Origin of the sequence: Bradyrhizobium sp. MOS003, from assembly GCF_003020125.1 — a bacterium.
Lineage (GTDB): Bacteria > Pseudomonadota > Alphaproteobacteria > Rhizobiales > Xanthobacteraceae > Bradyrhizobium.
This window is the reverse complement of sequence record NZ_PYFW01000001.1, coordinates 1,964,083-1,987,404: the sequence shown is the minus strand read 5'-3', so window position 1 is coordinate 1,987,404 and position 23,322 is coordinate 1,964,083. Positions and strand designations below refer to the sequence as shown.

20 protein-coding genes and 1 other RNA gene are annotated in these 23,322 nt (G+C 65.4%); 4 read left to right on the top strand and 17 right to left on the bottom strand.

Annotation, left to right across the window (positions count from 1 at the left end; genetic code table 11):
- Positions 1-94: 94 nt before the first annotated feature.
- The 10 genes from murG to rsmH form a co-directional block, all read right to left on the bottom strand.
- A complete protein-coding gene (murG, locus tag C7G42_RS09615) occupies positions 95-1,195 on the bottom strand; it encodes an undecaprenyldiphospho-muramoylpentapeptide beta-N-acetylglucosaminyltransferase (protein ID WP_106948665.1) in 1,101 nt (366 codons plus the stop codon).
- Positions 1,196-1,304: 109 nt separating this feature from the next.
- Positions 1,305-2,456, bottom strand: coding sequence for a putative lipid II flippase FtsW (gene ftsW, locus C7G42_RS09610; RefSeq protein ID WP_106948664.1), 1,152 nt, complete (start codon positions 2,454-2,456; stop codon positions 1,305-1,307).
- A 71-nt stretch (positions 2,457-2,527) separates the two neighbouring features.
- Complete coding sequence (locus tag C7G42_RS36305) at positions 2,528-3,076, bottom strand: DUF4279 domain-containing protein (RefSeq protein ID WP_106948917.1); 549 nt, start codon at positions 3,074-3,076, stop codon at positions 2,528-2,530.
- Positions 2,980-4,377 carry a UDP-N-acetylmuramoyl-L-alanine--D-glutamate ligase gene (gene murD, locus C7G42_RS09600; RefSeq protein WP_106948663.1) on the bottom strand — a complete coding sequence of 466 codons (1,398 nt, stop codon included), beginning with the start codon at positions 4,375-4,377 and terminating at the stop codon, positions 2,980-2,982. The genes C7G42_RS36305 and murD overlap by 97 nt, the downstream gene beginning before the upstream one ends.
- 6 nt (positions 4,378-4,383) lie before the next feature.
- Entirely contained in the window at positions 4,384-5,487 is a 1,104-nt protein-coding gene (gene mraY, locus C7G42_RS09595) for a phospho-N-acetylmuramoyl-pentapeptide-transferase (protein WP_106948662.1), read from the bottom strand.
- 88 nt (positions 5,488-5,575) lie between these two features.
- The gene (locus C7G42_RS09590) at positions 5,576-6,955 is read right to left on the bottom strand and encodes a UDP-N-acetylmuramoyl-tripeptide--D-alanyl-D-alanine ligase (RefSeq protein ID WP_106948661.1); all 1,380 of its coding nucleotides are present in this window, start codon (positions 6,953-6,955) and stop codon (positions 5,576-5,578) included.
- Complete coding sequence (locus C7G42_RS09585) at positions 6,952-8,409, bottom strand: UDP-N-acetylmuramoyl-L-alanyl-D-glutamate--2,6-diaminopimelate ligase (protein ID WP_106948660.1); 1,458 nt, start codon at positions 8,407-8,409, stop codon at positions 6,952-6,954. The genes C7G42_RS09590 and C7G42_RS09585 overlap by 4 nt, the downstream gene beginning before the upstream one ends.
- Before the next feature lie 80 nt (positions 8,410-8,489).
- Positions 8,490-10,232, bottom strand: a complete 1,743-nt coding sequence (locus C7G42_RS09580; RefSeq protein WP_106948659.1) for a peptidoglycan D,D-transpeptidase FtsI family protein — start codon at positions 10,230-10,232, stop codon at positions 8,490-8,492.
- Positions 10,229-10,621: a cell division protein FtsL gene (ftsL, locus tag C7G42_RS09575; protein WP_106948658.1), complete on the bottom strand. Its 393-nt coding sequence runs from the start codon at positions 10,619-10,621 to the stop codon at positions 10,229-10,231. Before ftsL ends, C7G42_RS09580 begins: the two co-directional genes overlap by 4 nt.
- A 3-nt stretch (positions 10,622-10,624) precedes the next feature.
- On the bottom strand, positions 10,625-11,614 hold the full coding sequence (gene rsmH, locus C7G42_RS09570; RefSeq protein ID WP_199580740.1) for a 16S rRNA (cytosine(1402)-N(4))-methyltransferase RsmH: 990 nt from the start codon (positions 11,612-11,614) through the stop codon (positions 10,625-10,627).
- 538 nt (positions 11,615-12,152) lie between these two features.
- Between rsmH and C7G42_RS09565 the strand changes: the two genes are divergently transcribed.
- The gene (locus C7G42_RS09565) at positions 12,153-12,935 is read left to right on the top strand and encodes an N-acetylmuramoyl-L-alanine amidase (RefSeq protein WP_106948656.1); all 783 of its coding nucleotides are present in this window, start codon (positions 12,153-12,155) and stop codon (positions 12,933-12,935) included.
- 102 nt (positions 12,936-13,037) lie between these two features.
- Here the strand turns inward: C7G42_RS09565 and C7G42_RS09560 are convergent, their stop codons facing one another.
- Both C7G42_RS09560 and C7G42_RS09555 read right to left on the bottom strand, forming a co-directional pair.
- Positions 13,038-14,270 (bottom strand): RNA polymerase sigma factor, encoded by a 1,233-nt coding sequence (locus C7G42_RS09560; RefSeq protein ID WP_106948655.1) that lies wholly within the window; start codon positions 14,268-14,270, stop codon positions 13,038-13,040.
- 22 nt (positions 14,271-14,292) lie between these two features.
- The gene (locus C7G42_RS09555; RefSeq protein ID WP_106948654.1) at positions 14,293-14,646 is read right to left on the bottom strand and encodes a YciI family protein; all 354 of its coding nucleotides are present in this window, start codon (positions 14,644-14,646) and stop codon (positions 14,293-14,295) included.
- 147 nt (positions 14,647-14,793) lie between these two features.
- Between C7G42_RS09555 and rnpB the strand changes: the two genes are divergently transcribed.
- Positions 14,794-15,220: RNase P RNA component class A (rnpB, locus tag C7G42_RS09550), an RNA gene on the top strand.
- Positions 15,221-15,356: 136 nt separating this feature from the next.
- Here the strand turns inward: rnpB and C7G42_RS09545 are convergent.
- Positions 15,357-15,791, bottom strand: a complete 435-nt coding sequence (locus C7G42_RS09545; protein WP_106948653.1) for a DUF983 domain-containing protein — start codon at positions 15,789-15,791, stop codon at positions 15,357-15,359.
- A 77-nt stretch (positions 15,792-15,868) separates the two neighbouring features.
- Here C7G42_RS09545 and C7G42_RS09540 point away from each other — a divergent pair, with 77 nt between their 5' ends.
- Positions 15,869-17,239 carry an aminotransferase-like domain-containing protein gene (locus tag C7G42_RS09540; RefSeq protein ID WP_199580738.1) on the top strand — a complete coding sequence of 457 codons (1,371 nt, stop codon included), beginning with the start codon at positions 15,869-15,871 and terminating at the stop codon, positions 17,237-17,239.
- Positions 17,240-17,245: 6 nt separating this feature from the next.
- Here C7G42_RS09540 and C7G42_RS09535 read toward each other — a convergent pair whose 3' ends face one another.
- Positions 17,246-17,503, bottom strand: coding sequence for a hypothetical protein (locus tag C7G42_RS09535; protein WP_106948651.1), 258 nt, complete (start codon positions 17,501-17,503; stop codon positions 17,246-17,248).
- A 235-nt stretch (positions 17,504-17,738) separates the two neighbouring features.
- On the opposite strand from C7G42_RS09535, the gene C7G42_RS09530 reads away from it, so the two are divergent.
- Positions 17,739-18,482, top strand: coding sequence for a sulfite exporter TauE/SafE family protein (locus C7G42_RS09530; RefSeq protein ID WP_106948650.1), 744 nt, complete (start codon positions 17,739-17,741; stop codon positions 18,480-18,482).
- Here the strand turns inward: C7G42_RS09530 and C7G42_RS09525 are convergent.
- The 3 genes from C7G42_RS09525 to C7G42_RS09515 all read right to left on the bottom strand — a co-directional run bounded on the left by C7G42_RS09525 (position 18,479) and on the right by C7G42_RS09515 (position 23,104).
- Complete coding sequence (locus tag C7G42_RS09525; protein ID WP_106948649.1) at positions 18,479-19,747, bottom strand: O-antigen ligase family protein; 1,269 nt, start codon at positions 19,745-19,747, stop codon at positions 18,479-18,481. The two genes, C7G42_RS09530 and C7G42_RS09525, sit on opposite strands and share 4 nt — an antisense overlap.
- Before the next feature lie 72 nt (positions 19,748-19,819).
- Positions 19,820-21,226: an MATE family efflux transporter gene (locus C7G42_RS09520; RefSeq protein ID WP_106948648.1), complete on the bottom strand. Its 1,407-nt coding sequence runs from the start codon at positions 21,224-21,226 to the stop codon at positions 19,820-19,822.
- 78 nt (positions 21,227-21,304) lie between these two features.
- Complete coding sequence (locus C7G42_RS09515) at positions 21,305-23,104, bottom strand: ABC transporter ATP-binding protein (RefSeq protein WP_106948647.1); 1,800 nt, start codon at positions 23,102-23,104, stop codon at positions 21,305-21,307.
- Positions 23,105-23,322: the final 218 nt, after the last annotated feature.

The following is a 23,322-nucleotide window of genomic DNA, read 5'->3' as shown; positions in this document are numbered from 1 at the left end:
CCGTTCCCTTTGAAAGTGCGAAGTCGGATAAATCCGACTTCATGTGACAAGGCCGGCCATGACGGCAAAAATACGAAAATCGGTCCGCTTCGGCTCAGATTCCCGCGACTTTGACCACGAGATCGGCCAGCCGCTCGGCGGCGTCGAGCCGACCTGCCCCCTTCGCGGCTGCGGCCATGGCGGCGAGGCGCGCGGGCTCGGCGGCGAAGGCGGAAATTTCGGAGGCCAGCCGGTCGGAGCTGAACTCGGTCTGCGGGATGCGGATCGCGCCGTCGACCTTGACCAGCACGCCGGCATTGGCGAACTGATCCTGGTCGATCGACCCCGGCAACGGCACCAGGATCGAGGGCCGGCCGATTGCCGCGAGTTCGGCGACTGTGCCGGCGCCGGAGCGCGATACCACGAGATGGTTGGAGGCGAGCCGCGCCGGCAAATCGGTGAAGAACGGCGCCAGCTCCACCTGGATCTTGAGCCTGTCGTAGACCGCGCGCACGCGCGCCATGTCCTCGTCGCGCACCTGCTGGGTGAGGATCAGCCGGCTCCACAGGGCAGGCTCGAGCCGCTCGATCGCGCCCGGCACGATGTCAGCCATGATGCGCGCGCCCTGGCTGCCGCCAACGACGAGCAGGCGCAGCGGACCGTTCACCTCGGGCGCGGCATAAGGCATGGCAGCCGCGGCGAGCACCGCGGGCCGCATCGGTGTGCCGACCGTCGTGGTCTTTCCTGAGAGTGCGGGATCGCGATCGAGCACGCCGGGCAAGGACGTCGCGATGGCGCGCACGCGGCTCGACAGAAACCTGTTGGCGCGGCCGAGCACGGCATTGGCGTCGTGGATAATGCCGGGCACGCCGGCGAATTTGGCCGCGACCAGCGGCGGCAGCGTCGGATAGCCGCCAAAGCCGACGACGGCGACAGGCTTCAACCGCTTGATCAACTTGTAGGCAGAGAGCGTACCGGCGGCGAGCGTGAGGCCGGCATAGGCGAGCTGGAGCGGATTGCGGCCCCGCGCGGTCTCGCTCGCGACGACGTCGATCATGTCCTTGGTGAACAGCCCGCTATAGCGCAGCGCGCGCTCGTCGGTGACGAGGCGGACGCGGAAGCCGCGCCGGATCAGCTCGACGCCGAGCGCCTCGGCCGGAAACAGATGACCGCCGGTACCGCCCGCGGCGAGAAGAATCAGGGGGGAAGTGTCCATAAGTGCCCTTTTACAAGGCCTCCGCCGTCATTGCGAGCGCAGCGAAGCAATCCAGACTGTCCCCGCAGAGGGATTCTGGATTGCTTCGCTACGCTGGCAATGACGAAAATTACGCGTAACTCCGCATTGCGTCGGCATGGCCGCTGGCCTCGACCTCGGTGCGCGGGCGCAGCCGTGTCAGCGCGAGCATCATACCGACGCCGTAGGCGAGTGACACGATCGAGGAGCCGCCATAGGAGATGAACGGCAGCGTCATACCCTTGGCGGGGATCAGCTGGAGGTTCACCGACATGTTGATCGCGGCCTGCACGCCAAACAGGATCGCAAGTCCGGACGCCGCAAAGCGCGAGAACATGTCCTCGTTGGCATAGGCGCGCGACAGCGTGCGGATCACGACGAAGGCGAACAGCGCCAGCATGGCGAGGCACAGGATGATGCCGAACTCTTCGGCGGCGACCGCGAACACGAAGTCGGTGTGACTGTCGGGCAGGCTGCGCTTGGCGATGCCCTCGCCCGGCCCAAGGCCGAACCAGCCGCCGTTGTAGAAGGCTTCCATGGCGGTATCGACCTGGAACGTGTCGCCGGAGGCCGGATTCATGAAGCGCTTGATGCGCCCCGCCACGTGCGGGACGAACAGATAGGCGCTGAACAGGCCGGCCGCGCCGAGGCCCGCCAGCCCGAACACCCAGATCATGCGCATGCCCGCGATGAAGAACAGCGAGCCCCACACCATCAGGATCAGCATGGTCTGGCCGAAATCCGGCTCCATCACCAGCAGCGCGACCAGCATCAGCAGCAGCACCACGGCCATCGAGGTCGCCGGCATCTCCGGCCGCTTGGTCGATTCCGCGAACAGCCAGGCGGCGATGACGACGAAGGAGGGTTTTGCGATTTCGGAGGCCTGGATGTTGACGCCGAGCAGCGTGATCCAGCGCCGCGAGCCCTTCACTTCAGGACCGATCGCGAGCGTCAGCACGATCAGGATGATGCTCGCCGCGAAGATGATCAGGGCCGAGCGGCGGATCGCGCGCGGCGACAGGAAGGACACCCCGAGCAGCACGAGGCACGACGGGAGCAGGAACATCACGTGGCGGCTGAAGAAGTGGAAGGGATCGAGCCCGATCCGGGTCGCAACCGGCGGACTCGCCGCCAACGACAGGATCACACCGGTCAGCATCAGCGCCAGGATCGCGCCCATCAGCGGCTTATCGACGGTCCACCACCACTCGGAAAAGGGGGTGCGTTCTTCACGGGAGAGCATGGGCGGCCGCTTTCGGACAGAGGTCGGTCCATTGGTCGCCGAGGTTGGTTACCGGGTGGTTAAGAAGGCCGTTATCTTTTCGAGATAGGCTTTGATCTAAGGGGCTCGTTCGCATCAGGCAGGTAGGCGTGCAGCTCTAATCCGATTTGCAGGCGGGCCATCGACTTCAGTGAGTCGCCGCTGAATGTTTCGCCTGAATGTTCGTCAAGGAACCATCCGACAGAAAAAGTTACCTTCCCACCCGTGGATGACAGCCTCCGTAGCAGCGCTCGGTGACTCTGAAGCCGCCCCAGCGCGGACTCGATTTTCTTCGCCAATGATTTTCGTGAGGTAGGCCCAAGTTCAATTAAACAGTAAGAGCTGTCACGGTTGCCCCCAAGCGGATTTCCCTTCGGGGTTCGTCGTTCATCCCCCATCTTCCAAATGTGTTTTGGCTCCAATCCAAGAGCCTTGCACACACGCGAAAGATCGCGGGTCGGATGTTTCAGTTTGAGAGAGACTTGCGCCCGATACCGGTTCACGCTCACACCACCGGCTTCACACCCGGCAGCGCCTGCACCAGATCGCGGAACTTGGCGCCGCGGATCTCGAAATTGCGGTACTGGTCGAAAGAGGCGCATGCCGGCGACAACAGAACGACCGCATCGGTGAGGCCCGATGCTTCCGCATCGCGCGCGGCGTGCTCGACGGCGACGTCGAGGGTTTGGCTGATCTCATGCGCCACCGTGCCGAGCGTTCCCGAAAACTCCTGCGCGGCCTCGCCGATCAGATAGGCCTTGCGGATGCGCGGGAAGAAGCCGGTCAGGCCAGTGATGCCGCCGGCCTTGGGCTTGCCGCCGGCGATCCAGAAGATGTCGGCAAAGGACGACAACGCGTGCGCGGTAGCGTCGGCGTTGGTGCCCTTGGAGTCGTTGACGAACAGCACGTTGCCGCGGCGGCCGACCTGCTCCATGCGATGGGCGAGGCCCGGAAAGCTGCGCAGGCCGTTCTGCAGCACTTCCAGGCTGATGCCCATCGCGAGCGCGGCGGCCGCCGCGCAAGCCGCGTTCTGTGCGTTGTGCAGGCCGCGCAGCGAGCCGATGCCGCCGAGTGCGGCGACTTCACTGCGGGCACCGCCCGAGGTGCGCACGATATTGCCGTGCTCGACATGGAGACCTGAGGCCAGCGGATTCTTGACGGAGATGCGCACCACGGTCTTGCCGGCGCGATCGAGCCGGTCGGCGATGTCGCGGCAAAAACCGTCGTCGACGCCGATGATCGCAGTGCCGCCGTCCTGCACGCCGGCCACCAGGCGCTCCTTCACCGCGGCATAGTGCTCGATGGTGCCGTGGCGATCGATGTGGTCCTCGCTGACGTTCAGCAGAATGCCGACGGAGGGATCCAGCGAAGGCGTGAGGTCGATCTGGTAGGACGACATCTCGATGACGTGGACGCGGCCCATGCGCGGCGGCTCCAGCGACAGGATCGCGGTGCCGATATTGCCGCCCATCTGGGTATCGTAGCCCGCGAACTTGGTGAGATGCGCGATCAGCGCCGTCGTGGTCGATTTGCCGTTGGTGCCGGTGATGGCGACGAACGGCGCGTTGGGTGCGTGGCGGCGGCGCTCACGGCAGAACAGCTCGATGTCGCCGATCACCTCGACGCCTGCCTCGCGCGCCTTCAGCACGCTCCAGTGCGGCGCCGGATGGGTGAGCGGCACGCCGGGCGCGAGCACGAGTGCTGCAAAATTCGCCCAGGACACATTGCGCAGATCGGCGGTGATGAAGCCGGCCTGTACGGCCTTGGCGACATTCTCGGCATTGTCGTCCGCGGCGATCACCTCGGCACCACCGGCCTTCAGCGCGTGGCAGGAGGCAAGCCCCGAGCCGCCGAGGCCGAACACCGCGACGGTCTTGCCGGCAAAGGACGTGACGGGGATCATCGAGGATCACCGCAGCTTCAGCGTGGACAGGCCGGCGAGCGCCAGCATCACCGAGATGATCCAGAAGCGGATCACGATCTGCGGCTCGGTCCAGCCAAGCTGCTCGAAATGATGATGGATCGGCGCCATCCGGAATATCCGCTTGCCGGTGAGCTTGAACGATACCACCTGCACGATGACGGAGACCGCCTCCAGCACGAACAGGCCGCCGATCACCGCGAGCACGATCTCGTGCTTCACCGCGACCGCGATGGCGCCGAGCATGCCGCCGAGCGCGAGCGAGCCGGTGTCGCCCATGAAGATCGAGGCCGGCGGCGCGTTGAACCAGAGGAAGCCGAGGCCGGCGCCCAACAGCGCGCCGCAGAGCACCGCGAGCTCGCCGGTGCCGGCGACATATTTGATCTGCAGATATTCGGCGAACACCGCGTTGCCGGCGAGATAGGCGATCATCGCAAAGCTCGCGGTCGCGATCATCACGGGAACAATGGCGAGGCCGTCGAGACCATCGGTGAGGTTCACCGCGTTGCCGGAGCCGACGATGACGAAGGCGCCGAAGATGACGAAGAACCAGCCGAAATGCAGCACGGTGTCCTTCAGGAAGGGAATCGTCAGCGCGGTCGATGCGGGATCCCGGTTCAACCGCACCAGCGCGTAGCACGCCACCAGCGCGATCGCCGCCTCGATCAACAGGCGCAGCTTGCTGCCGAAGCCGGTCGTGGTCTGCTTGGTCACCTTGAGGTAGTCGTCATAGAAGCCGACGAAGCCGAAGCCGAGCGTCACCGCCAGCACGATCCAGACATAGGGATTGAGCGGATTGGCCCACAGCACCGTGCCGACCGTGAGGCCGGACAGGATCATCAGCCCGCCCATCGTGGGCGTGCCCTTCTTGGCGAGATGCGATTGCGGACCGTCGGCCCGGATCGGCTGGCCCTTGCCCTGGCGGATGCGCAAGTGATCGATGATCCAGGGCCCGAACAGGAACACGAACAGCGCGCCGGTGACGACGGCGCCACCGGTGCGGAACGTGATGTAGCGGAACACGTTCAAGAAGGTGCGAACGGCACCGAGGCCCGTAAATGTGTTGGAAAGGTCGATCAGCCAGTAAAACATTCAGACGGGTCCTATCGCGCGACCTCTGGGAAACCGGACGGCGGCGCGCCGCAAAGGGTGGGATTCGGGAACAGCGCTTCCAAGCAGTTTACGCCTTTGCCTGCAAGGCGGCCATCAGGCCCGGTACAAACTTGTTGACCCAGAACATCTTCTTGCTGCCCTTGACAACCACGACGTCGCCTGCCTTCAGCAGGTTCGCGACCTCACTCGGCTTCAGCGTGGCGGGATCGTCGTGCCAGCCGAGGCCCATGCCGGCCGGGAGCACGTCATAGAGATGGCGCATCAGAGGGCCGACGCAGTAGACGCCGTCGATCCCGTCGAGATGCTTGGCAAGGCCGGTGTGATAGTCCGGCGCGTCATCGCCCAGCTCCAGCATGTCGCCGAGCACCGCAATGCGGCGGCCGCCGTTCATGTGACGCGCCTGCAGGCTTTGCAGCGCAGCGGCCACGCTGGCCGGATTGCCGTTGAAACTGTCGTCGATCACGGTGATGCCGCCGACAGCCTGCTCGACCCCACGGCCGGTCATGATGCCGACCCGGTCGAGCTTGATGGCGAGCGTCGATGCATCGAGGTTCGCGGCACGGACGGCGGCAAGCGCCGCCAGCGCATTCTGCACGCGATGCGGCGCCCCCGGCGTCAGGCTGAAGGCGATCTCTTTCTTGCCGATCATGGCCACGACCTGCCAGCTCTCGCCATGCGGCGCGTGCGCGACCTCGTGCACCTCGGCATGTTCGCCGAAGCGCACCACCTTGCCTTTCCATTCCGACGCCTTGAGCCCGGCTGGAAGCACCAGCACGCCGTCCTCGGGCAGGCCGAGGGCGATCGAGACCTTCTCGCGGCGGATGGCTTCGAGCGAGCCGAGCTTCTCCAGATGCACGGGCTGGACGTTGACGACCAGCGCTACCGTCGGCCGGGTCAATTCGCTGAGCCGCGCGATCTCGCCCTTCTGGTTCATGCCCATCTCGACAACCCAGAGGCTGGCATCGGTGCGCGCATTGCACAGCGTCAGCGGCACGCCCCAGAAATTGTTGAAGCTCGACGGACTGGCATAGGCGTTCGGATAGGCCGCCAGGAATTCCTTGGTGCTGGTCTTGCCCGCGCTGCCGGTAAGCCCGATCACAGGTCCATGGAACCGGGCGCGGGCGGCGCGGGCGAGGCCCCAGAGGCCGTCGATCAGCGTGTCCTTGACGACGATCTGCGGAATCCGGATGCCCGCGATCTCGTGCGGCACGATCATCGCGACCGCGCCCGAGGCTTCCGCTTTGTCCGCGAACTCCCAGCCGTCGCGCGCGCTGGCGAAGGCCGAGACGAAGCCGCCGCTCGGCGTGCCGCTCAGCGCCACGAACAGGCTGCCTGGTTTCACCAAGCGACTGTCCTGGGTGACGAAATTGATCGGGGTGTCCGGGAATGATCCGTCCGCGCCCAGCGCGCGCGCCACTTCGGCAACCGTCCATATCGGCGCGCTCATGCAACCCCTGACGCTAATGCGGCGGCGACCGCCTCGTGATCACTGAAGGGCAGAACCTCGCCGCCGACGATTTGCCCGGTCTCGTGGCCCTTGCCGGCGACGAGCAGTGCATCGCCTTCCTGAAGTTCCCCGATCGCGGTTCGGATTGCCGTGGCACGGTCGCCGATCTCGCGGGCGCCCTTCGCGGTTGCGAGTATTTCGGCGCGAATGGTTTCGGGCTTCTCGCTGCGCGGATTGTCGTCGGTGATGATGACGCGATCGGCATTCTCGGCCGCGATCTCGCCCATGATCGGACGCTTGCCGGCATCGCGGTCACCACCGGCGCCGAACACGACGACCAGCTTTCGTTTCGCATAGGGCCGCAGCGCCTGCAGCGCCTTCGCGAGCGCATCGGGCTTGTGCGCATAATCGACGAAGATCGGCGCGCCGTTGCGCTCGCCGACGCGCTCGAGCCGGCCCTTGGCGCCTTCGAGATGCTCCAGGCTCGCGAACACATCGGCTGCGTCGCTGCCGGTACCGATCGCAAGGCCGGCCGACACCAGCGCGTTCTCGATCTGGAACTCGCCGACCAGCGGCAGCCGGATCGCATACCGCCTGCCGCAATGCTCGAGCTCAAGGACTTGTGAAAAACCTTCCACGGTGGCTCCGCCAAGACGGATGCCCTCGCCGGCCCCGTCGCCGTTGCGGCCGACCGCCATCACGCGCAGGCCGCGCGATGTCGCCGCTTCGATCACCTGCGCCGAGCAATCATGATCGGCCGAGATCAACGCCGCGCCTCCGGGTTGGATGAGCTCGCGGAACAGACGAAGCTTTGCCGCAAGATAATGCGCGACGGTCGGATGATAATCCATGTGGTCGCGCGAGAGATTGGTGAAGCCTCCGGCGGAGACGCGCACGCCGTCGAGGCGATACTGATCGAGCCCGTGCGACGATGCTTCGAAGGCGAGATGCGTCACCCCGTCGCGCACGATCTCATCCAACTGTCGATGCAGAGCGATCGGATCCGGCGTCGTCAGTGAGCCATAGACTGTACGTTTGGGCGAGACGAGGCCGATGGTGCCGATGCTGGCGGAGGCATGGCCCAGCCGCTCCCAGATCTGACGCGTGAAGGCCGCGACCGAGGTCTTGCCGCTGGTGCCGGTCACCGCGGCGATGGTCGCGGGCTGCGAAGGGAAGAATCTCGCCGCGGCCAGCGCCAGCGCGCGGCGCGGATTGGCGACGGTGATGAACGGCACCTTGCTGCCGGTCGGTGCATGGTCACCGACGACAGCCACGGCGCCCGCGGCCACCGCGGCATCGATGAAGCGCGCCCCGTCGGTCTTGCTGCCCGCGAGTGCGAAGAAGAGATCGCCGGCCTTGACCACGCGGCTGTCGAGCGCAAGGCCCGTCGCCTCGAGCGCCGCGATTGCGGGCTCGATCGCGGCGTCTTGGCCTAAGAGGTCGCGCAGCTTCATGGACTTCCAGTCGCCGTACCGGAGAGCCGAATTTCGAGGGAAATCCCCGACTCAGCAGCGGCTACGGCCCACCCGATTGATTACTGGGTTGTCCGGGATGCCGCAAGAATAAGGCGGTCCGCAGGCGGCAGGTCGAACCGCGGCTCGAGCCCCAGAAGCGGCGCGATTCGCTCGATCACCTTGCCGCCGGTGGGCACCGCGTTCCAGCCGGACGTGATGAAACCGTGCGTTTCGGGCAGCGCCTGCGGCTCGTCCAGCATGATCAGGACGTGATATTTCGGATCATCGCAGGGCAGAATCGCGGTGAACGAATTGAGCACGCGCTTCTTGGCGTAGCGGCCGTTGATGACCTTCTCGGACGTGCCTGTCTTGCCGCCGACGTAATAACCTTTGACGTCTGCGGTCTTGGCAGTACCGATCTCGGCGTTGAGCCGCATGAGATACCGCATCTTGTCGCTGGTGTCCGTTCTGACGACCCGCTTGGCCAATGCCGTCGCTTCTTCCGGCGTGCGCTTCATGAAGGTCGGCGGAATCAGATAGCCGCCGTTCACCAGGGCGTTGATGCCCATCACGGCCTGCAGGGGCGCCACGGACAGGCCCTGGCCGAACGCGGCGGTGACGGTGTTGAGCTCGCTCCAGCGCCGCGGGATCAGCGGCGCCGCGCTCTCCGGCAGCTCGGTGCGAAGACGCGTCAGTTGTCCCATCTTGGCGAGGAACGCCTTGTGCGCCTCCACGCCCTGCCCCAGCGCGATCCGCGCCGCGCCGATGTTGGACGAGTAGGTGAAGACTTCCTTGGTGTTGATGAAACGCCCGAGCGGATGGCTGTCGTGGATGGTGAACTTGCCGTAGTGCAGGTTTCCTCGCGCGTCCCACATCGTGTTCAGGTTGATCTTTCCGGAATCGAGCGCCATCGCCAGCGTGAATGCCTTGAAGGTCGAGCCCATCTCGTAGACGCCGGTGGTCAGGCGGTTGATACGGTCGGGGTCGTGCGCTTCCTTCGGGTTGTTCGGATCGAAGTCCGGCAGAGAGACCATTGCGACGATTTCGCCGGTCTTCACGTTGGAGACGATGCCGGACGCGGCTTTGGCGTGGAACTTGTCCTTGGCCTTCAGCAATTCGTCGCGGAGCGCATGCTCGACGCGCAGATCGACCGAGAGCTCAATCGGCTTTTGCGGCCGGTCTGTAGCAAAGCCCGCACGGTGGAGATCGGCGAGACCTTGATTGTCGAGCCACTTCTCGATGCCGGCGATGCCCTGGTTGTCGATGTTGACGAGACCGATGAGGTGGGCAACTTCGTTGCCGGTCGGATAGACGCGCTTGTTCTCGCGCAGGAAGCCGATGCCGGGAATGCCGAGCTTGTGGATGGCCTGCTGCTGGTTCGCCGTAACCTCGCGCTTGAGCCAGACGAAGCCCTTGCGCGTCCTCAGGCGCTCGCGCACCTCGGCCTCGTCGAGATCCGGCACGGTCGCGGTGAGAAGCTCGATCGCCTCGTCCTTGTCGATGATGCGGCGCGGTTCGCCGAACAGGCTCGCCGCCTTGACGTCGGTCGCAAGGATGGCGCCGTTGCGGTCGACAATGTCGGGCCGTGCTGTCGCCACCACCTCCTGCGCCGCGGCGCGGCGTGCGCCGTGCGCATCGGCGCCGATCGCAAACATCACGAGACGGCCGCCGATCAGGGCGTAGACCGAGGCGAAGGCGAGTATGGCAAGGCCCACGCGCGCGCGCGCCTTCGCGGCGCGGTCGACGTTGCGCCCGTAGAGCAGGCTGCGGATCAGCCGCTGGCGCCAGGGTTCCGTAGGCTTGGCCGGAGTCGCAGCGCTCATTGCTTGTCCTCGGGCTGAGGCACGGAGCCCGTCACATTGTCAGGATCGCTCGCGGCTTCGATGGTGTTGAGCATCGCCCCGATCGGGTCGGGCTCGCCCGGTCGGAACATCCGCGGCGGACGCTCCGGCAGGTTCTTCAGCGAATCATACTGCGTGCCGGTGACCGGCTTGAGCTGCAGATGCCGGTCGGACAGGCCTTGCAGGCGAAGCGGCGCATCGAGCTTGGCCCATTCGGATCGCAGCGAGGCGATCGCGTCGCGCTGTTCGCGGATCTCCGCATGCAGCCGCAACACCTTCTCGGTGCGCGCCGTGGAGTCCATCTTGATCCGGTAGACATAGGCCGCCGCAAAGATGAGCGCGCCGATGACGAGGAGGTGGATGATGCGCATCCGCTAGCCTCCCCTCATCACGTCGGAGAGTCTTGGCCAGGACGATGGTTCGCCCTCGTCATGCGCGGGCGCCGAGGTGCGCTCGGCCGCGCGAAGCTTGGCGGAGCGCGCGCGGGGATTTTGCGCGACCTCGTCGTCGCCGGCGACCACGGGCCGCCGCGTGAGAAGCTGGAAGCTCGGTGGAACTTGAGCCACTTCCGGCAGATGCCGCGAGCCGCCGCCCGTCTTCGAACGCTCGGAGAGGAAATTCTTGACGATGCGGTCTTCCAGCGAATGGAACGAGACCACGACGAGGCGGCCGCCAGGCTTGAGCACGCGCTCTGCCGCAGCAAGCGCGGCCTGAAGTTCGTCGAGCTCTTCGTTGACGAGGATGCGCAGGGCCTGGAACGTGCGCGTTGCCGGATGGATGTCGCCGGGCTTGGAGCGCACGATCCTGCCGATGAGATCAGCCAGCGCGCATGTGGTCGTGAACGGCGTCTCCTGCCGGTCGGCCACGACGGCGCGGGCGATGCGGCGCGACTGCCGTTCCTCGCCGAGCTGGTAGATGACGTCGGCGAGATCACCTTCGGACGCACGCGCGATCACGTCGGCGGCGGTCGGCCCCGCCTGCCCCATCCGCATGTCGAGCGGGCCGTCGAGGCGGAACGAGAAACCGCGGCCGGCCTGGTCGAGCTGCATCGAGGACACCCCGACATCCATCACGACGCCGTCCACGGCGTCCACGCCTTGCGCGGCGCAGACCTCGGCGAGATTGGAGAATCGGTCCTCGACCAGCGTCAGCCGGCCCGCGGACCGTTCGACCAGTTCGGCACCTGCGGCGATTGCGGTGCGGTCGCGGTCAATGGCGATAAGCCGGGTTCCCGGCACGTCGAGAATGGCGCGGCTGTAGCCGCCGGCGCCGAAGGTGGCGTCGACATAGATACCGCCCGCGCGTGGGGCGAGGTGGTCGACGGCTTCGCGACCGAGAACGGGGATATGCGGAGCCGAGCTCATGCGCCAAGCCTTGTGACCCAAAGCATGCCGACGGCCCCTGACGTCCGAGCGAGATCGGGGACGAACAAGCCCATAACGCCTCGAATCATTCCGCGTCGCGGCGGTTCCACGACAATGCCCCAGTCCAGTATGGTTACCGAGCCCGATCGTCCCGGACCGCAAACCGAGTGTTCCCAGCGGAATTTGTCGGGCAGCCATGGGATTTCGAGCCAAAATACGCTTTGGCCGCCTCCGGACGCGGGTCGGCTCTTCATCCCTCAGTAACGACCCTTAGCGTTAAGAAAGCGTTGCTCGGCTGCTCACAAGTCGAAAAGCTGATGAGGCGGTGATGCTTCATCCACACAGTGCGCCAAAATGCATCCGTTAACCGCGCCGCGCGATTGCGCACGGTGGAGGGTAAAGGAATAGTAAAGAGAAGGGCTTGGCCCACTCTCCGCCCCACCTTGGTTTGTCCATGCCGCCGTCCGGTTCGTCCACACCGTCTGGTTCTGATTCGAAGCGTCAACGCGTTCTCCCGGTTCCCAAGGCCGCGGCGAGCATGAGGGCGTTCGAGCCGGATTCCTCGATCGTGTCCGACATCATCCCCTCGCCGAACTATGGCGAGCGCAACAAGGCGCGGCAGCCCGATATGATCGTGCTGCACTACACCGGCATGCCCGATGTCGAGGGCGCGCTGGCGCGGCTGTGCACGGCAGGGACCGAAGTCTCGGCGCATTACGTCGTGCTGGAGGACGGCCGCATCGTGCAATGCGTGTCGGAGGTCAAGCGCGCCTGGCATGCCGGCGTCTCGTCCTGGGCCGGCGAGGACGACATCAATTCCTGCTCGATCGGCGTCGAGATCATCAATCGCGGCCATGACTGGGGCTATCCGGAATATCCGCTGCGCCAGATCGCCGCCGTGATCGCACTGTGCCGCGGCATCATGCTTCGCCGCAAGGTGCCGGCCCACCGGGTGCTCGGCCATTCCGACGTCGCGCCCGCGCGCAAGAAGGACCCCGGCGAAAAGTTTCCGTGGCACTCGCTGGCCAATTCCGGCGTCGGTCACTGGGTCACGCCCGCCCCGATCGTGCGCGGCGAGACCCTGATGCTCGGCACCATCAGCGACGAGGTGCTGAGCCTGCAGCAGGCGCTCGCCAGATACGGCTACGGCGTGCCGCTGAACGGCAAATACGACGCCGCGACCATGGAAGTCGTCACCGCCTTCCAGCGCCATTTCCGGCCGGCACGGCTGGATGGTGTCGCGGACCATTCAACGTTGTCGACGTTGCAGGCGCTGCTGGCGAGCTTGCCGGCAGAGGGCACGGCCGTCGCATCGAAGTGACGGCGATGGCTGCCCCGTCATTACGAACGAAGCGAAGCAATCCAGACTGCCTCCATGGGAACAGTCTGGATTGCTTCGTCGCAATGACGGAGTTTGTAGCTCCTACCCCATCTCCCTCACCCGCCGCGCATAGAGCCGCCGCAACGGCTCCAGTTGTGTCGCTTCCGTCGCCGCGCGATACGCCTCGCACGCTTCATCCTTGCGCCCCAACCGCCGCAACAGATCGGCGCGTACTGCGGGCAACAGCTCATAGCCGCGCAGCCCGCCTCGGGCGCTGACCGCATCGACGAGATCGAGCGCACGTGCCGGCCCGTCGACCATCGACAAGGCAGCAGCGTGGTTGAGCTCGATCACCGGGGAGGGAGCGATGCGCAGCAAAACCTCGTAGAGCCCGGCGATCTGCCGCCAGTCGGTCAGCTTAAAGCTCGTTGCACGCGCATGCAGCGCGGCGATCGCGGCCTGCACGGCATAAGGCTGCGGCCGGCCGGGGACGCGCAGCGCATCTTCGACCAGACGCAAGCCTTCCTCGATCTGAGCGCGATCCCATAGCGTGCGGTCCTGTTCCTCGAGCAGCACGATATCGCCGGCCGACGTCTCGCGTCCGGCGCGGCGCGCATCGTGCAGCAACATCAGGGCCAGCAAGCCCTTGATGCCGCCGCGGTCCGGCATCAGCCGATCGAGCAAGCGGCCGAGCCGGATGGCCTCAATCGCAAGATCGGGCCGCATCAGATCCGCACCCTCGGTCGCGACATAGCCCTCGGTGAAGACCAGATAGATCACCGCGAGCACGCCATCGAGCCGCGGCGCCAGCGCGTCGCGCTCGGGCACCTCGTAGGGGATGCCAGCGAGCCTGATCTTCTGCTTGGCGCGGACCAGCCGCTGCGCCATCGCTTCCTCGCCGACGAGAAAGGCGCGCGCGACCTGGGCGGTCGACAGTCCGCAGACCGTGCGCAGCGTCAGCGCGACCTGAACCTCGGCCGCGAAGGCCGGATGGCAACAGGTGAAGATCAGCCGCAGCATGTCGTCGTCGAGCACTGCCGGCGGCTCGTCGGCCGCTTGCGCGTTGAGCTCGATCTCGTGCAGGAGCTCCTGCTGCTTGCCGCGGAAGACGGCCTGGCGCCTGACGCGATCGATCGCCTTGTTCCTGGCGACATTGACCAGCCAGGCGCGTGGATTGTCGGGGGCCGCGCACGCCGCCCAGCGTTCCAGCGCAACGGCAAAAGCATCCTGAAGCGCGTCCTCGGCCAGATCGAAATCGCCGACGAGGCGGATCAGCGTGGCCAGCGCCCGCCCCGCCTCGTCACGGAAGATCTTGTCGATCTCGGAAGGGGTCATGTGTCGATGCGCGGGCCAGGCTTTACTTGTCGTAGACCCAGATCGGCCGCACCTCGATCGAGCCGATCCTCGCGCTCGGAATCCGCGCCGCGATCTCGATCGCGGCGTTCAGATCCTTGGCCTCGATCAGATAGTAGCCACCAAGCTGCTCGCGGGTCTCCGCAAACGGCCCGTCGGTCGTCAGCGTCTTGCCGTCGCGCACACGTACCGTCGTCGCGGTCGTGGTCGGCCGCAGCCTATCGCCGGCCTTGAAATTGCCGCTCTGGATGATGCCTTGGGTAAAGGTCTGGTATTCGGCCATCAGCTTCTGGGCCGTGGCGGCGTCGTTCTTCGCGTATTCGACCTCGTTCTGGTAGATCATCATCAGATATTGCATTGTTCAACTCCAGTTGTTGGGGGATCACCGACATCCAGTCGAACGGCTCACGCTCCAAACGACATCTTCAGGATAAGTTATTCGCAGGTCGCGCGCGCGACGATCTCGGCTTGACGAAACCGTCACAAATGCCCATGCCTACCCCCGTCAGTCGGCCGGACGGCTGCTCCGGCAACGGTCGAAAGGCCGCCGGGGAGGAAAGTCCGGGCTCCCTTGACATACGGTGCCGGATAACGTCCGGCGGGGGTGACCCCAGGGAAAGTGCCACAGAGAACGAACCGCCCTGCTTCGCCTTCGGGCTTCGCAGGGTAAGGGTGAAAAGGTGCGGTAAGAGCGCACCGCGGGTCCGGCAACGGAGCCGGCATGGCAAACCCCACCGGGAGCAAAACCGAATAGGGACGGCGTAGCGGGCTGTTCGCGGAAGCGATAACGCCGCGGGGCGATGTCAGGCCCGCCGTCCGGGTAGGTTGCTCGAGGCCATGTGCAAACATGGTCCCAGAGGAATGGCCGTCACGTATCGTTCGCGCAAGCAGACGGTGCCTTACAGAACCCGGCTTACAGGCCGGCTGATATTCTAAAGCGTTTTCGTGCGAAGTGGGTTTCCGGTTCGCGTCAAGAAAACGCGCCTTGCTCAGCAAGCAACGAGGGGTTCGATGCCGACCGCATCGAACCCCTCACCATTGTCAGCAACGCCTCAATGTCGTCCCGCCTCAGGCGGCACGCGTGTCCGCTTTCACCAGCACGGGCGCGAGCTCGGCGGCCTCGCGCCGCTGCTTGCTCACTTCGAAACCGTGCATGCCGATCTGCCATTGCAGCCCGACGATGGCGCCCTTGGTCGGCTGCAGCAGCGCGAGCGAAGCGAACAACGTCACCGGCAACCACACTGCCAGTTGCAGCCAGACCGCCGGCGCATAGGCGGTCTCGACCGCGAGGATCGCCGGCACCACGAGGTGGCCGACCACGACAATCACGAGATAGGCGGGAAAGTCGTCGGCGCGCTGGTGGGACAGATCTTCGCCGCAATGGTCGCAAGCACCCGTGACCTTCAGGAAACGGCCGAACAGATGGCCGTCGCCGCAGTTCGGGCACTTACCCCGGAAACCGCGCCACATTGCCTTCGCCAGAGAGATCGAACCGGTTGCCATGACAGCACCTTCCTTTTCACTGATCCATACAATAATATGCCGCATCCATACATTCAAAGGATTTGGGGCTAAATTGCATGGATTGGACCCCGACAATCTCGGAGCTGTCAGGGCCGCGCTATCAGCGCATCGTCGAGGCCATGGAAGCCGACATCGGCGCCGGCCGGCTGGTGCGCGGCCAGCAATTGCCGACGCAGCGCGCGCTGGCAAAGGCGCTCGGCGTCAACCTCACCACGGTGACGCGCGCCTACACCGAGGCGCGCCGACGCGGCATCATGGAAGCGCGCGTCGGCCAGGGATCGTTCGTGTCGGAGACCAGCGCGCGCCGTGCTGTCGACCTGCCGCATCCGGTCGCGATCGACCTGTCGATGAACGTGCCGCCGCATCCGCTGGAGGCGCAGCTCGACGAACGCATCATCGCCGGCATGGAGGCCCTGCGCGCGCAATCGGGCCTGACTGCCTTCCTGAATTACCAGCCGGCCGGCGGCAGTGCCCACGAGCGCGAGGTCGCGGCGCGCTGGATGCGCACCCGCGTGCCCCACGCACATGCCGACAGGCTCGTGATCTTTCCCGGGGCGCAGACCATCCTGTTCAACCTGCTCGCGCACCTTGCTTGGCCCGGCGACGTCGTGCTGACCGAAGCTCTCACCTTTCCCGGCATCAAGGCAGCCGCGGCACAGCTCGGCGTCAAACTCGTGAGCGTCGCCATGGATGACGGCGGCATCCTGCCCGATGCGCTGGCCAAAGCATGCCGCACGCACAATCCGAAGGCCGTCTATCTCATTCCGACGATGCACAATCCGACCACGGCGACGCTGTCGGCCGAGCGGCGCAACGCGATTGCAAAGATCGTCCGCGATGCCGACACGGTGCTGATCGAGGATGACGCCTATGGCCTGCTCGACCGTGCGGCCTCGCCGATCGCGAATCTCATTCCGGAGCGGACTTATCTCGCAACCACGTTGTCAAAATGCATCGCACCTGCGCTGCGCGTTGCATATCTCGTGACGCCCGACAACGCCGCGCAGCAGGACATGCGGACCTGCCTGCAGGCGACCGTGCAGATGCCGGCGCCGTTGATGGTCGCGCTGGTGACGCACTGGATCGAGACCGGCATCGCCGATCGCATCATCACTGCGATCCGCAATGAAGCTGTCGGCCGCCAGCAGCTCGCCCAGCGCGCCCTGAAGGGATTTCAGTTTCTGGCAAAACCCGCCGCGCATCATCTCTGGCTGCGACTGCCTGAGAATCGGCCCGACGTCGCCGGCCATCTCTTGCGCGATGGCCTCGCGGTCGTCGCCGGCGATGCCTTCACCGTCGACGGAACGCCGCCCAACGCGGCACGCGTCTCACTGGGTGCCGCGCGCAACAGGGCCGAATTGACAGAAGCGCTGCGCATCCTGGTCGGCGCGCTGCACAGGCCCGCCGACACAAGGCAGATCGTTTAGTAAAACCTAATGATGACGGCGATGGCGCGGGCGGACGACGGGCGTCACACCTGATGGATAGGCTGCATAGGCCTCGCTCGGCGCCACCGTCTCACCGCGGGCCGCGCGCCCCGCCGGGGTGAGCTGGCCGCCATTGAGCACGTCGCGATCGGGATGGGCGGCCTGATAGGCCGCAGGTTCGGAAAACTGCGCCTGCGCCATGGTCGGCATCAAGGAAGCCGCCGACAACAGCGCGGCCGCAACGGCAATCTTCGTACGGGACATCGTTCTTCTCCGTCCTCTGGTTCCGGACAGGCGAGCGCATCGATTGGCGTTGGCATGCCCCCGGATTGAAGTACGGCCATCATGTAGGCGCGTCTTCCGCGAACGCCCGTCCCTGACTGATCCCGGAGATCACGCTTGCGTGCGGTTTTGAAATTGACCTCCACCGCCGAAGCCGTGCTATGCGGGCAGTGGCGATCAACAGTTCGGGATCGCCCATTGCTGCAGGGATCATCGGTTGGAAACGTCCACTTACGCGCTGCTGCTGTTCGGCGCATTGGCCGGCGGCTTCGTCTCGGGCCTCGCCGGATTCGGCACGGCGCTGATGGCGCTCGGGATCTGGCTCTACGTGCTGCCGCCCTCGCTCGCGGTACCGCTGGTGCTGATCTGCTCGGTGATCGCGCAGACTTCGACGCTGCCGTCGATGTGGAAGAGCTTCGACCTGTCGCTGGTGTGGCCGTTCCTGATCGGGGGATTGATCGGCGTGCCGCTCGGCACCATGTTGATCGCCTCCGCCGATCCGAAGGTGTTCAAGCTGAGCGTCGGCATTTTAATTCTGGTCTTCTCGAGCGCGCTCTATCTGAACAAGAGGCCGCTCGCGATCAAATTCGGCGGCCGCCTCGCCGACGGCGCGATCGGCTTTGCCGGCGGCATTCTCGGCGGCCTCGCCGGATTGTCCGGGCCGCTGCCGATCCTCTGGGCCAACATCCGCGGCTGGAACAAGCATGAGCGGCGCGGCATCTTCCAGCTCTTCAATTTCATCGTGCTCGCGGCCGCGCTCGTGATGCAGACCGTGTCCGGCATCGTGGAGTTCAAGGTGATCTGGCTCGCAGCCGTCGCCTTTCCAGGCACGCTGATCGGCGCCTGGGCCGGCGCGCGCGTTTATCACGCGCTGAACGACAAGCATTTCGGCGACGTCGTGCTCGGCCTGCTGTTCCTGTCGGGCCTGACTCTCGTCTGGAACAGTCTCGGCGCGCTCTAGCTCTTACGCCCTCCTGCGAGCGCCATGCCGCCGGCGACACCGACGCCGAGTACATAGATCCAGCCGGGCGTGAAATCAAACAGATGGGTGTTGAGCAGCGAGGTCAGCATGTTCTGCACCACGACCAGCAGGCCGATCCAGCAGGCCAGCCCCTCGCCGCGAAACATCGACAGGTGCGCAAACCATAGCCCGTAGAGGATCAGGACACCGACGACGCCCCACTGCACGGCCACGCTCAGGGTCTGATTGTGCGGATCGCCGACGATTTCGCCGCGCAGCGGGTCGTCGCGTGCATCGACGGCCGCGTTTGCAAATAGGCTGCGGATCGCGCCGGTGCCGTGACCGACCAGTGGTGCATCAGCGATGAAGCCCAGCGACTTTCGCCAATATTCCAGCCGTGCCCCCATGCCGCTGACCTGGCCATCCTCGCTCGCCTCATAATCGGCCTGAAATTTCGCAACAGTCGTGCGCAGATGCGGCGACACGCCAAAGAGCAGCACGGCCGCCAGCGCCATCGCGCCTGCCGCGAGCAGCGCCGCGCGCAGGCGCAGATACAGGAACGCGAACACCACCACCAGGATCGGCAGCGTCACCAGCGCCGTACGCGACACCACGACAAAGATCATGTTGGCGAGGAACCCGATCGCAAGTGCCGCGAACAGCGCCGCGATGCCGATGTGGGGTTGTCGCAGCAGCGACACGATCGGATAGATCAGCGCGACCGCACAGAGCGCGAATTCCTGACTCTGGTCGATATAGTTGCGCACCGCGATCCCGCTTTCGACCCTGTAGGGCCCGCGCGACAAATAGAGCTTCAGCGAGAGTGCGGGGTCGGTGGCGACGGCAAAGGAATAGAGCATCAACGCGGCGCAGGACGCGAGGAAGGCGAAAAACACCCAATGGCCGTACGGCCAACGCTCGAACTGGTAAATCAGGAGCGGGATGACCAGCAGCTTCGCCGACGGCCCGATCGCGTGGATCCGGTCCGGCCATGGCGCATCCGACCAGAGCGTGCCGATGGCGGCGAGCGTGACCAGCGCAATCGGCAGCAGGCAGACCGGGCGAAGCAGCGAGCGCGGAAATGCCCGCAGATCGAGGAAGGCGAAGGCGATCAGCCAGGGTATGAGCGCGAAAATCAGCCCGGTCGTGGTCCACGGCAGCAGCAGCGCGATCAGCGCGACGAAGCGGGCCGGCGTGCGATAGCGCGCCGCCCAGATCGCGGAGAGCCATGACGCCGCCTGCGGCTCGTTCGTCACTCCGGTCATTGGCCCTTCTGCAGCCACCAACCTCACAGCCCGGCAAATTAGCCGGAGCGACCAGGATGGAACAAGCTACCGTTACGCAGGCTCGCGGGCGAGAGGCGCAATGGGTTCGGCGCTCTCCTGCTCTGGCGGATTCTCCTTCGGCGACGTAGTCAGGCGCTTCCCGAACTCGCGGTGCAGCAGCCACAGGCTCAAGCCCGCCTGCAACATTGTCGCCGCGACCGACAAATACCAGACGTACTCCATGCGAAAGCCCGGCCGCGTCGAGAGCCAGATCGCCGGCAGCGAGTAGGTGAACACCCGCGTCGCTGAACTCCAAAGCACCGGCCTGGTGTTGCCGAGGGCCTGGAACATGCTCGAGCAGGTGAAGATCAGCCCCTGCGCCACCACGTTGAACGAGATGATCCGCAGGAACAGATAGGCGATCTCCATCGTCTCGCGGTCGTTCGAGAATCCGGCGAGCAGAAGCTCCGGCTTCACTTGCGCGAGAGTCATGAAGCCGGTCATCACGATCGTGACGATCAAAGCGGCCTTGACGAAAGTCTCCCGCACGCGCGCAGCGTTGGCTGCGCCGACGTTCTGGCCGGCAATCGGCCCGGCCGCCAGCCCGACCGCAAGCGCCGGCATGTTGATCAGGCCGAGCACGCGCTGCCCGATGCCGAAGCCGGCCTGCGCCGCCGGGCCGAAATCACGCAGCACGTAATAGACAACCGCCATGAAGATGAACATCATCGCGAACTCGCCGCCGGCGGGCAGGCCGACGTTGAGAATGCGTTTCAAATGGTGCGGCTGCGGACGCCATTGCGCAGGATTGAAAGCGACATAGCGCTCGACCTTGCGGAAATACACCAGCAACATCAGAGCGCCGATGGCCACCGCAATCGAACTCGCCAGTCCGGCACCGGCGACGCCGAGCGCGTAGCCGGTGCCCCAGCCCGAGATCAGCACCGGCGCCAGCGCGATGTTGATGACGACCGCGACGACCCGCACCAACATGGCGGGGCGCACGATGCCGGTCGCGCGGAGCGCGGACGCAATTACTTGCATGACGAACTCCAGAGCGAGCGCCGGCATGAACCACAGCAGGTAAACGGTCCCCGCCTTGATCGTGGCCTGATCCGCAGCGATTGAACGCATATAAAGGCGCGACAGCACCGCTCCCGCGACCAGCGTCAACAGGCCGAACAGCACCGACAGCGCGACCGCCTGGTTGAAGATCAGATTGGCGTCAGCCCGGTCCTTGCGTCCCACGGCATGCGCCATCAGCGCGACCGTGCCGACGCCGAGCACCTGCATCAGCCCGTTGACGAGAAAGCCGGCATTGCCGGCCGCAGCGACACCCGCGACGGCGGCATCGCCCAATCCCGACACGAAATACAGATCGACCAGCTGGCAGATCATGATCGAGATCATGCCGGCCATGATGGGCGGCGTCATGACGAGGATGTGTCTCACGATGGAGCCGTTCGTCAGGTCTTTCATCTCATTCCATCCTTGACGCATGCCTTGGCGAATCATGGGCGACGTGGCTGCGGGAGTTTCGTCCCGCAGCCGCCCGCCTCACTCCGCCGCTGCGGCGTGCCCGAGCTCCATCACCTGGCGCTCGAACAAGCCGCGATAGATGCCTCCCGGCTTGCCCGCGAGCGTGGCATGGGTGCCCTGCTCGACGATCTCGCCGCGGTCGAACACCAGGATGCGATCGAGGCTGCGCACCGTCGACAGCCGGTGCGCAATCACGATCGACGTGCGGCCCTTCATCAGGCGCTCCATCGCCTCCTGGATCAGCGCCTCCGATTCCGAATCGAGGCTCGAAGTCGCCTCGTCCAGGATCAGCACCGGCGCGTCCGCCAGGAAAGCGCGCGCCAACGCCACCCGCTGCCGCTCGCCGCCCGACAGTTTCACGCCGCGCTCGCCGACCAGCGTGCCGTAACCCTTCGGCAGGCGCAGAATGAAGTCGTGCGCGTTGGCCAACCGCGCCGCGTGCTCGATCGCCTCGAAGCTGGCCCCGGGACGGCCATAGGCGATGTTTTCGGCCAGCGAACGGTGGAACAGGATCGGGTCCTGCTGCACGATCGCGATCTGGCTGCGCAGCGATTGCTGTGTGGCCAATGCGATGTCCTGCCCGTCGATCAGCACGCGACCGCCGGTGACGTCGTAGAGCCGCTGCACCAGCTTGATGAAGGTGGTCTTGCCGGAGCCGGAGCGGCCGACCAGGCCGACACGTTCACCGGCCCGGATCGTCACCGACAGCCCGTCGTAGAGCGGCGCGCGATGGCCGCCATAGTGGAACGTCACGTCCTCGAACACGATCTCGCCGCCCTCGATCGCGATCGGCCGCGCAACGGCCGCATCGGCGATGCCGATCGGCTCGGCATGGATCGCCACCAGCTCGTCCATGTCGTTGACCGAGCGCTGAAGGTTGTTGATGTGCATGCCGACGTCTCGCAAATAGGCGTGGATGATGTAGTAGCTGGTCAGCACGTAGGTAACGTCGCCGGGCGAGGCGTGCCCGTACATCCACAAAAGCACCGAGCCGCCGATGACGGACGCGCGCAAGCACAGCAGCAGTGTCAGCTGCGCCATGGCGGTGTAGTTGTAACGCAACCAAGTCCGACGCACCCGCATGCGCCAGCGACTTACGACACGCGCCAGCCGCGCATCCTCGCGTAACTCGGCGCCAAAGGATTTCACCACCGGATTGCAGGTGAGAGCGTCCGCCAGCGTACCGCCGACCTTGGTATCCCATGCATTGGAAACGCGGGCAGCCGGCGCGATGTAGCGCGTCGAGAAGACCACGGTGATGGTGACGTAGAAGATCGCGCCGAGCGCGATGACGGCGCCCAACGAGACCCAATGCAATCCGATCAGGATCACCGAGCCGATCAACACCAGAAGCGACGGCGCGAGCGCCATCAGGATGGTGTCGTTGAGCAGGTCGAGCGCCCACATGCCGCGCGTGATCTTGCGCACGGTCGAGCCCGCGAAGGAGTTTGCGTGCCAATCGGTGGAGAAGCGCTGCACGCGCGTAAAGGCTTCCTGCGCGACGTCCGACATGGTCTTGAGCGTGAACGGCACGATCGCCTGCAGCCCTGTCAGCCGCAGCACCACGGACGCGGCGCCCAACGCCACGATGGCGCCGAAGGCAATCAGGGCGGCATGCCGCGCATCGGGATCGGACGGGCCGCGCGTCAGCGCATCGACCAGCCGACCCGAGAAGACCGGCATGAACAGGTCGGCGATGGTGGCACCCAGCAAGCCGCCGGCCACGATCAGGCCCCGTCCCGGCTGCTTCAGCCAATGCCGGAACACGAAGGGCAGCACCAGGCGGATCGCCGCGGGCTTTTTTGACGAAATGGTCATGACATCATCCGGCCGCTCGGCGGGCCGGCTCCATCGACGGACGCCGAGCGGCCACGAGGGCCGAGACGGCGTCACCTAAAGTTGACTTTTGACTTGGGAATAGAAGCGATCGGAACGCGTGGTCTAAACCCGGGTCCAATCGAAGCTGGCGGAAGAGGCCTCTAGCAGGCCGTGTACATCCCGAACCAGGCGATCATCGAGCGCGGGCGTACGATCTG

Coding starts and splice junctions, on each gene's coding strand:
- murG (WP_106948665.1), bottom strand. CDS start 1,195: ATGGACACTTCCCCCCTGATTCTTCTCGCCGCGGGCGGTACCGGCGGT.
- ftsW (WP_106948664.1), bottom strand. CDS start 2,456: ATGCTCTCCCGTGAAGAACGCACCCCCTTTTCCGAGTGGTGGTGGACC.
- C7G42_RS36305 (WP_106948917.1), bottom strand. CDS start 3,076: ATGCGCCTCTTTCGACCAGTACCGCAATTTCGAGATCCGCGGCGCCAA.
- murD (WP_106948663.1), bottom strand. CDS start 4,377: ATGATCCCCGTCACGTCCTTTGCCGGCAAGACCGTCGCGGTGTTCGGC.
- mraY (WP_106948662.1), bottom strand. CDS start 5,487: ATGTTTTACTGGCTGATCGACCTTTCCAACACATTTACGGGCCTCGGT.
- C7G42_RS09590 (WP_106948661.1), bottom strand. CDS start 6,955: ATGAGCGCGCCGATATGGACGGTTGCCGAAGTGGCGCGCGCGCTGGGC.
- C7G42_RS09585 (WP_106948660.1), bottom strand. CDS start 8,409: ATGAAGCTGCGCGACCTCTTAGGCCAAGACGCCGCGATCGAGCCCGCA.
- C7G42_RS09580 (WP_106948659.1), bottom strand. CDS start 10,232: ATGAGCGCTGCGACTCCGGCCAAGCCTACGGAACCCTGGCGCCAGCGG.
- ftsL (WP_106948658.1), bottom strand. CDS start 10,621: ATGCGCATCATCCACCTCCTCGTCATCGGCGCGCTCATCTTTGCGGCG.
- rsmH (WP_199580740.1), bottom strand. CDS start 11,614: ATGAGCTCGGCTCCGCATATCCCCGTTCTCGGTCGCGAAGCCGTCGAC.
- C7G42_RS09565 (WP_106948656.1), top strand. CDS start 12,153: ATGAGGGCGTTCGAGCCGGATTCCTCGATCGTGTCCGACATCATCCCC.
- C7G42_RS09560 (WP_106948655.1), bottom strand. CDS start 14,270: ATGACCCCTTCCGAGATCGACAAGATCTTCCGTGACGAGGCGGGGCGG.
- C7G42_RS09555 (WP_106948654.1), bottom strand. CDS start 14,646: ATGCAATATCTGATGATGATCTACCAGAACGAGGTCGAATACGCGAAG.
- C7G42_RS09545 (WP_106948653.1), bottom strand. CDS start 15,791: ATGGCAACCGGTTCGATCTCTCTGGCGAAGGCAATGTGGCGCGGTTTC.
- C7G42_RS09540 (WP_199580738.1), top strand. CDS start 15,869: ATGGATTGGACCCCGACAATCTCGGAGCTGTCAGGGCCGCGCTATCAG.
- C7G42_RS09535 (WP_106948651.1), bottom strand. CDS start 17,503: ATGTCCCGTACGAAGATTGCCGTTGCGGCCGCGCTGTTGTCGGCGGCT.
- C7G42_RS09525 (WP_106948649.1), bottom strand. CDS start 19,747: ATGACCGGAGTGACGAACGAGCCGCAGGCGGCGTCATGGCTCTCCGCG.
- C7G42_RS09520 (WP_106948648.1), bottom strand. CDS start 21,226: ATGAAAGACCTGACGAACGGCTCCATCGTGAGACACATCCTCGTCATG.
- C7G42_RS09515 (WP_106948647.1), bottom strand. CDS start 23,104: ATGACCATTTCGTCAAAAAAGCCCGCGGCGATCCGCCTGGTGCTGCCC.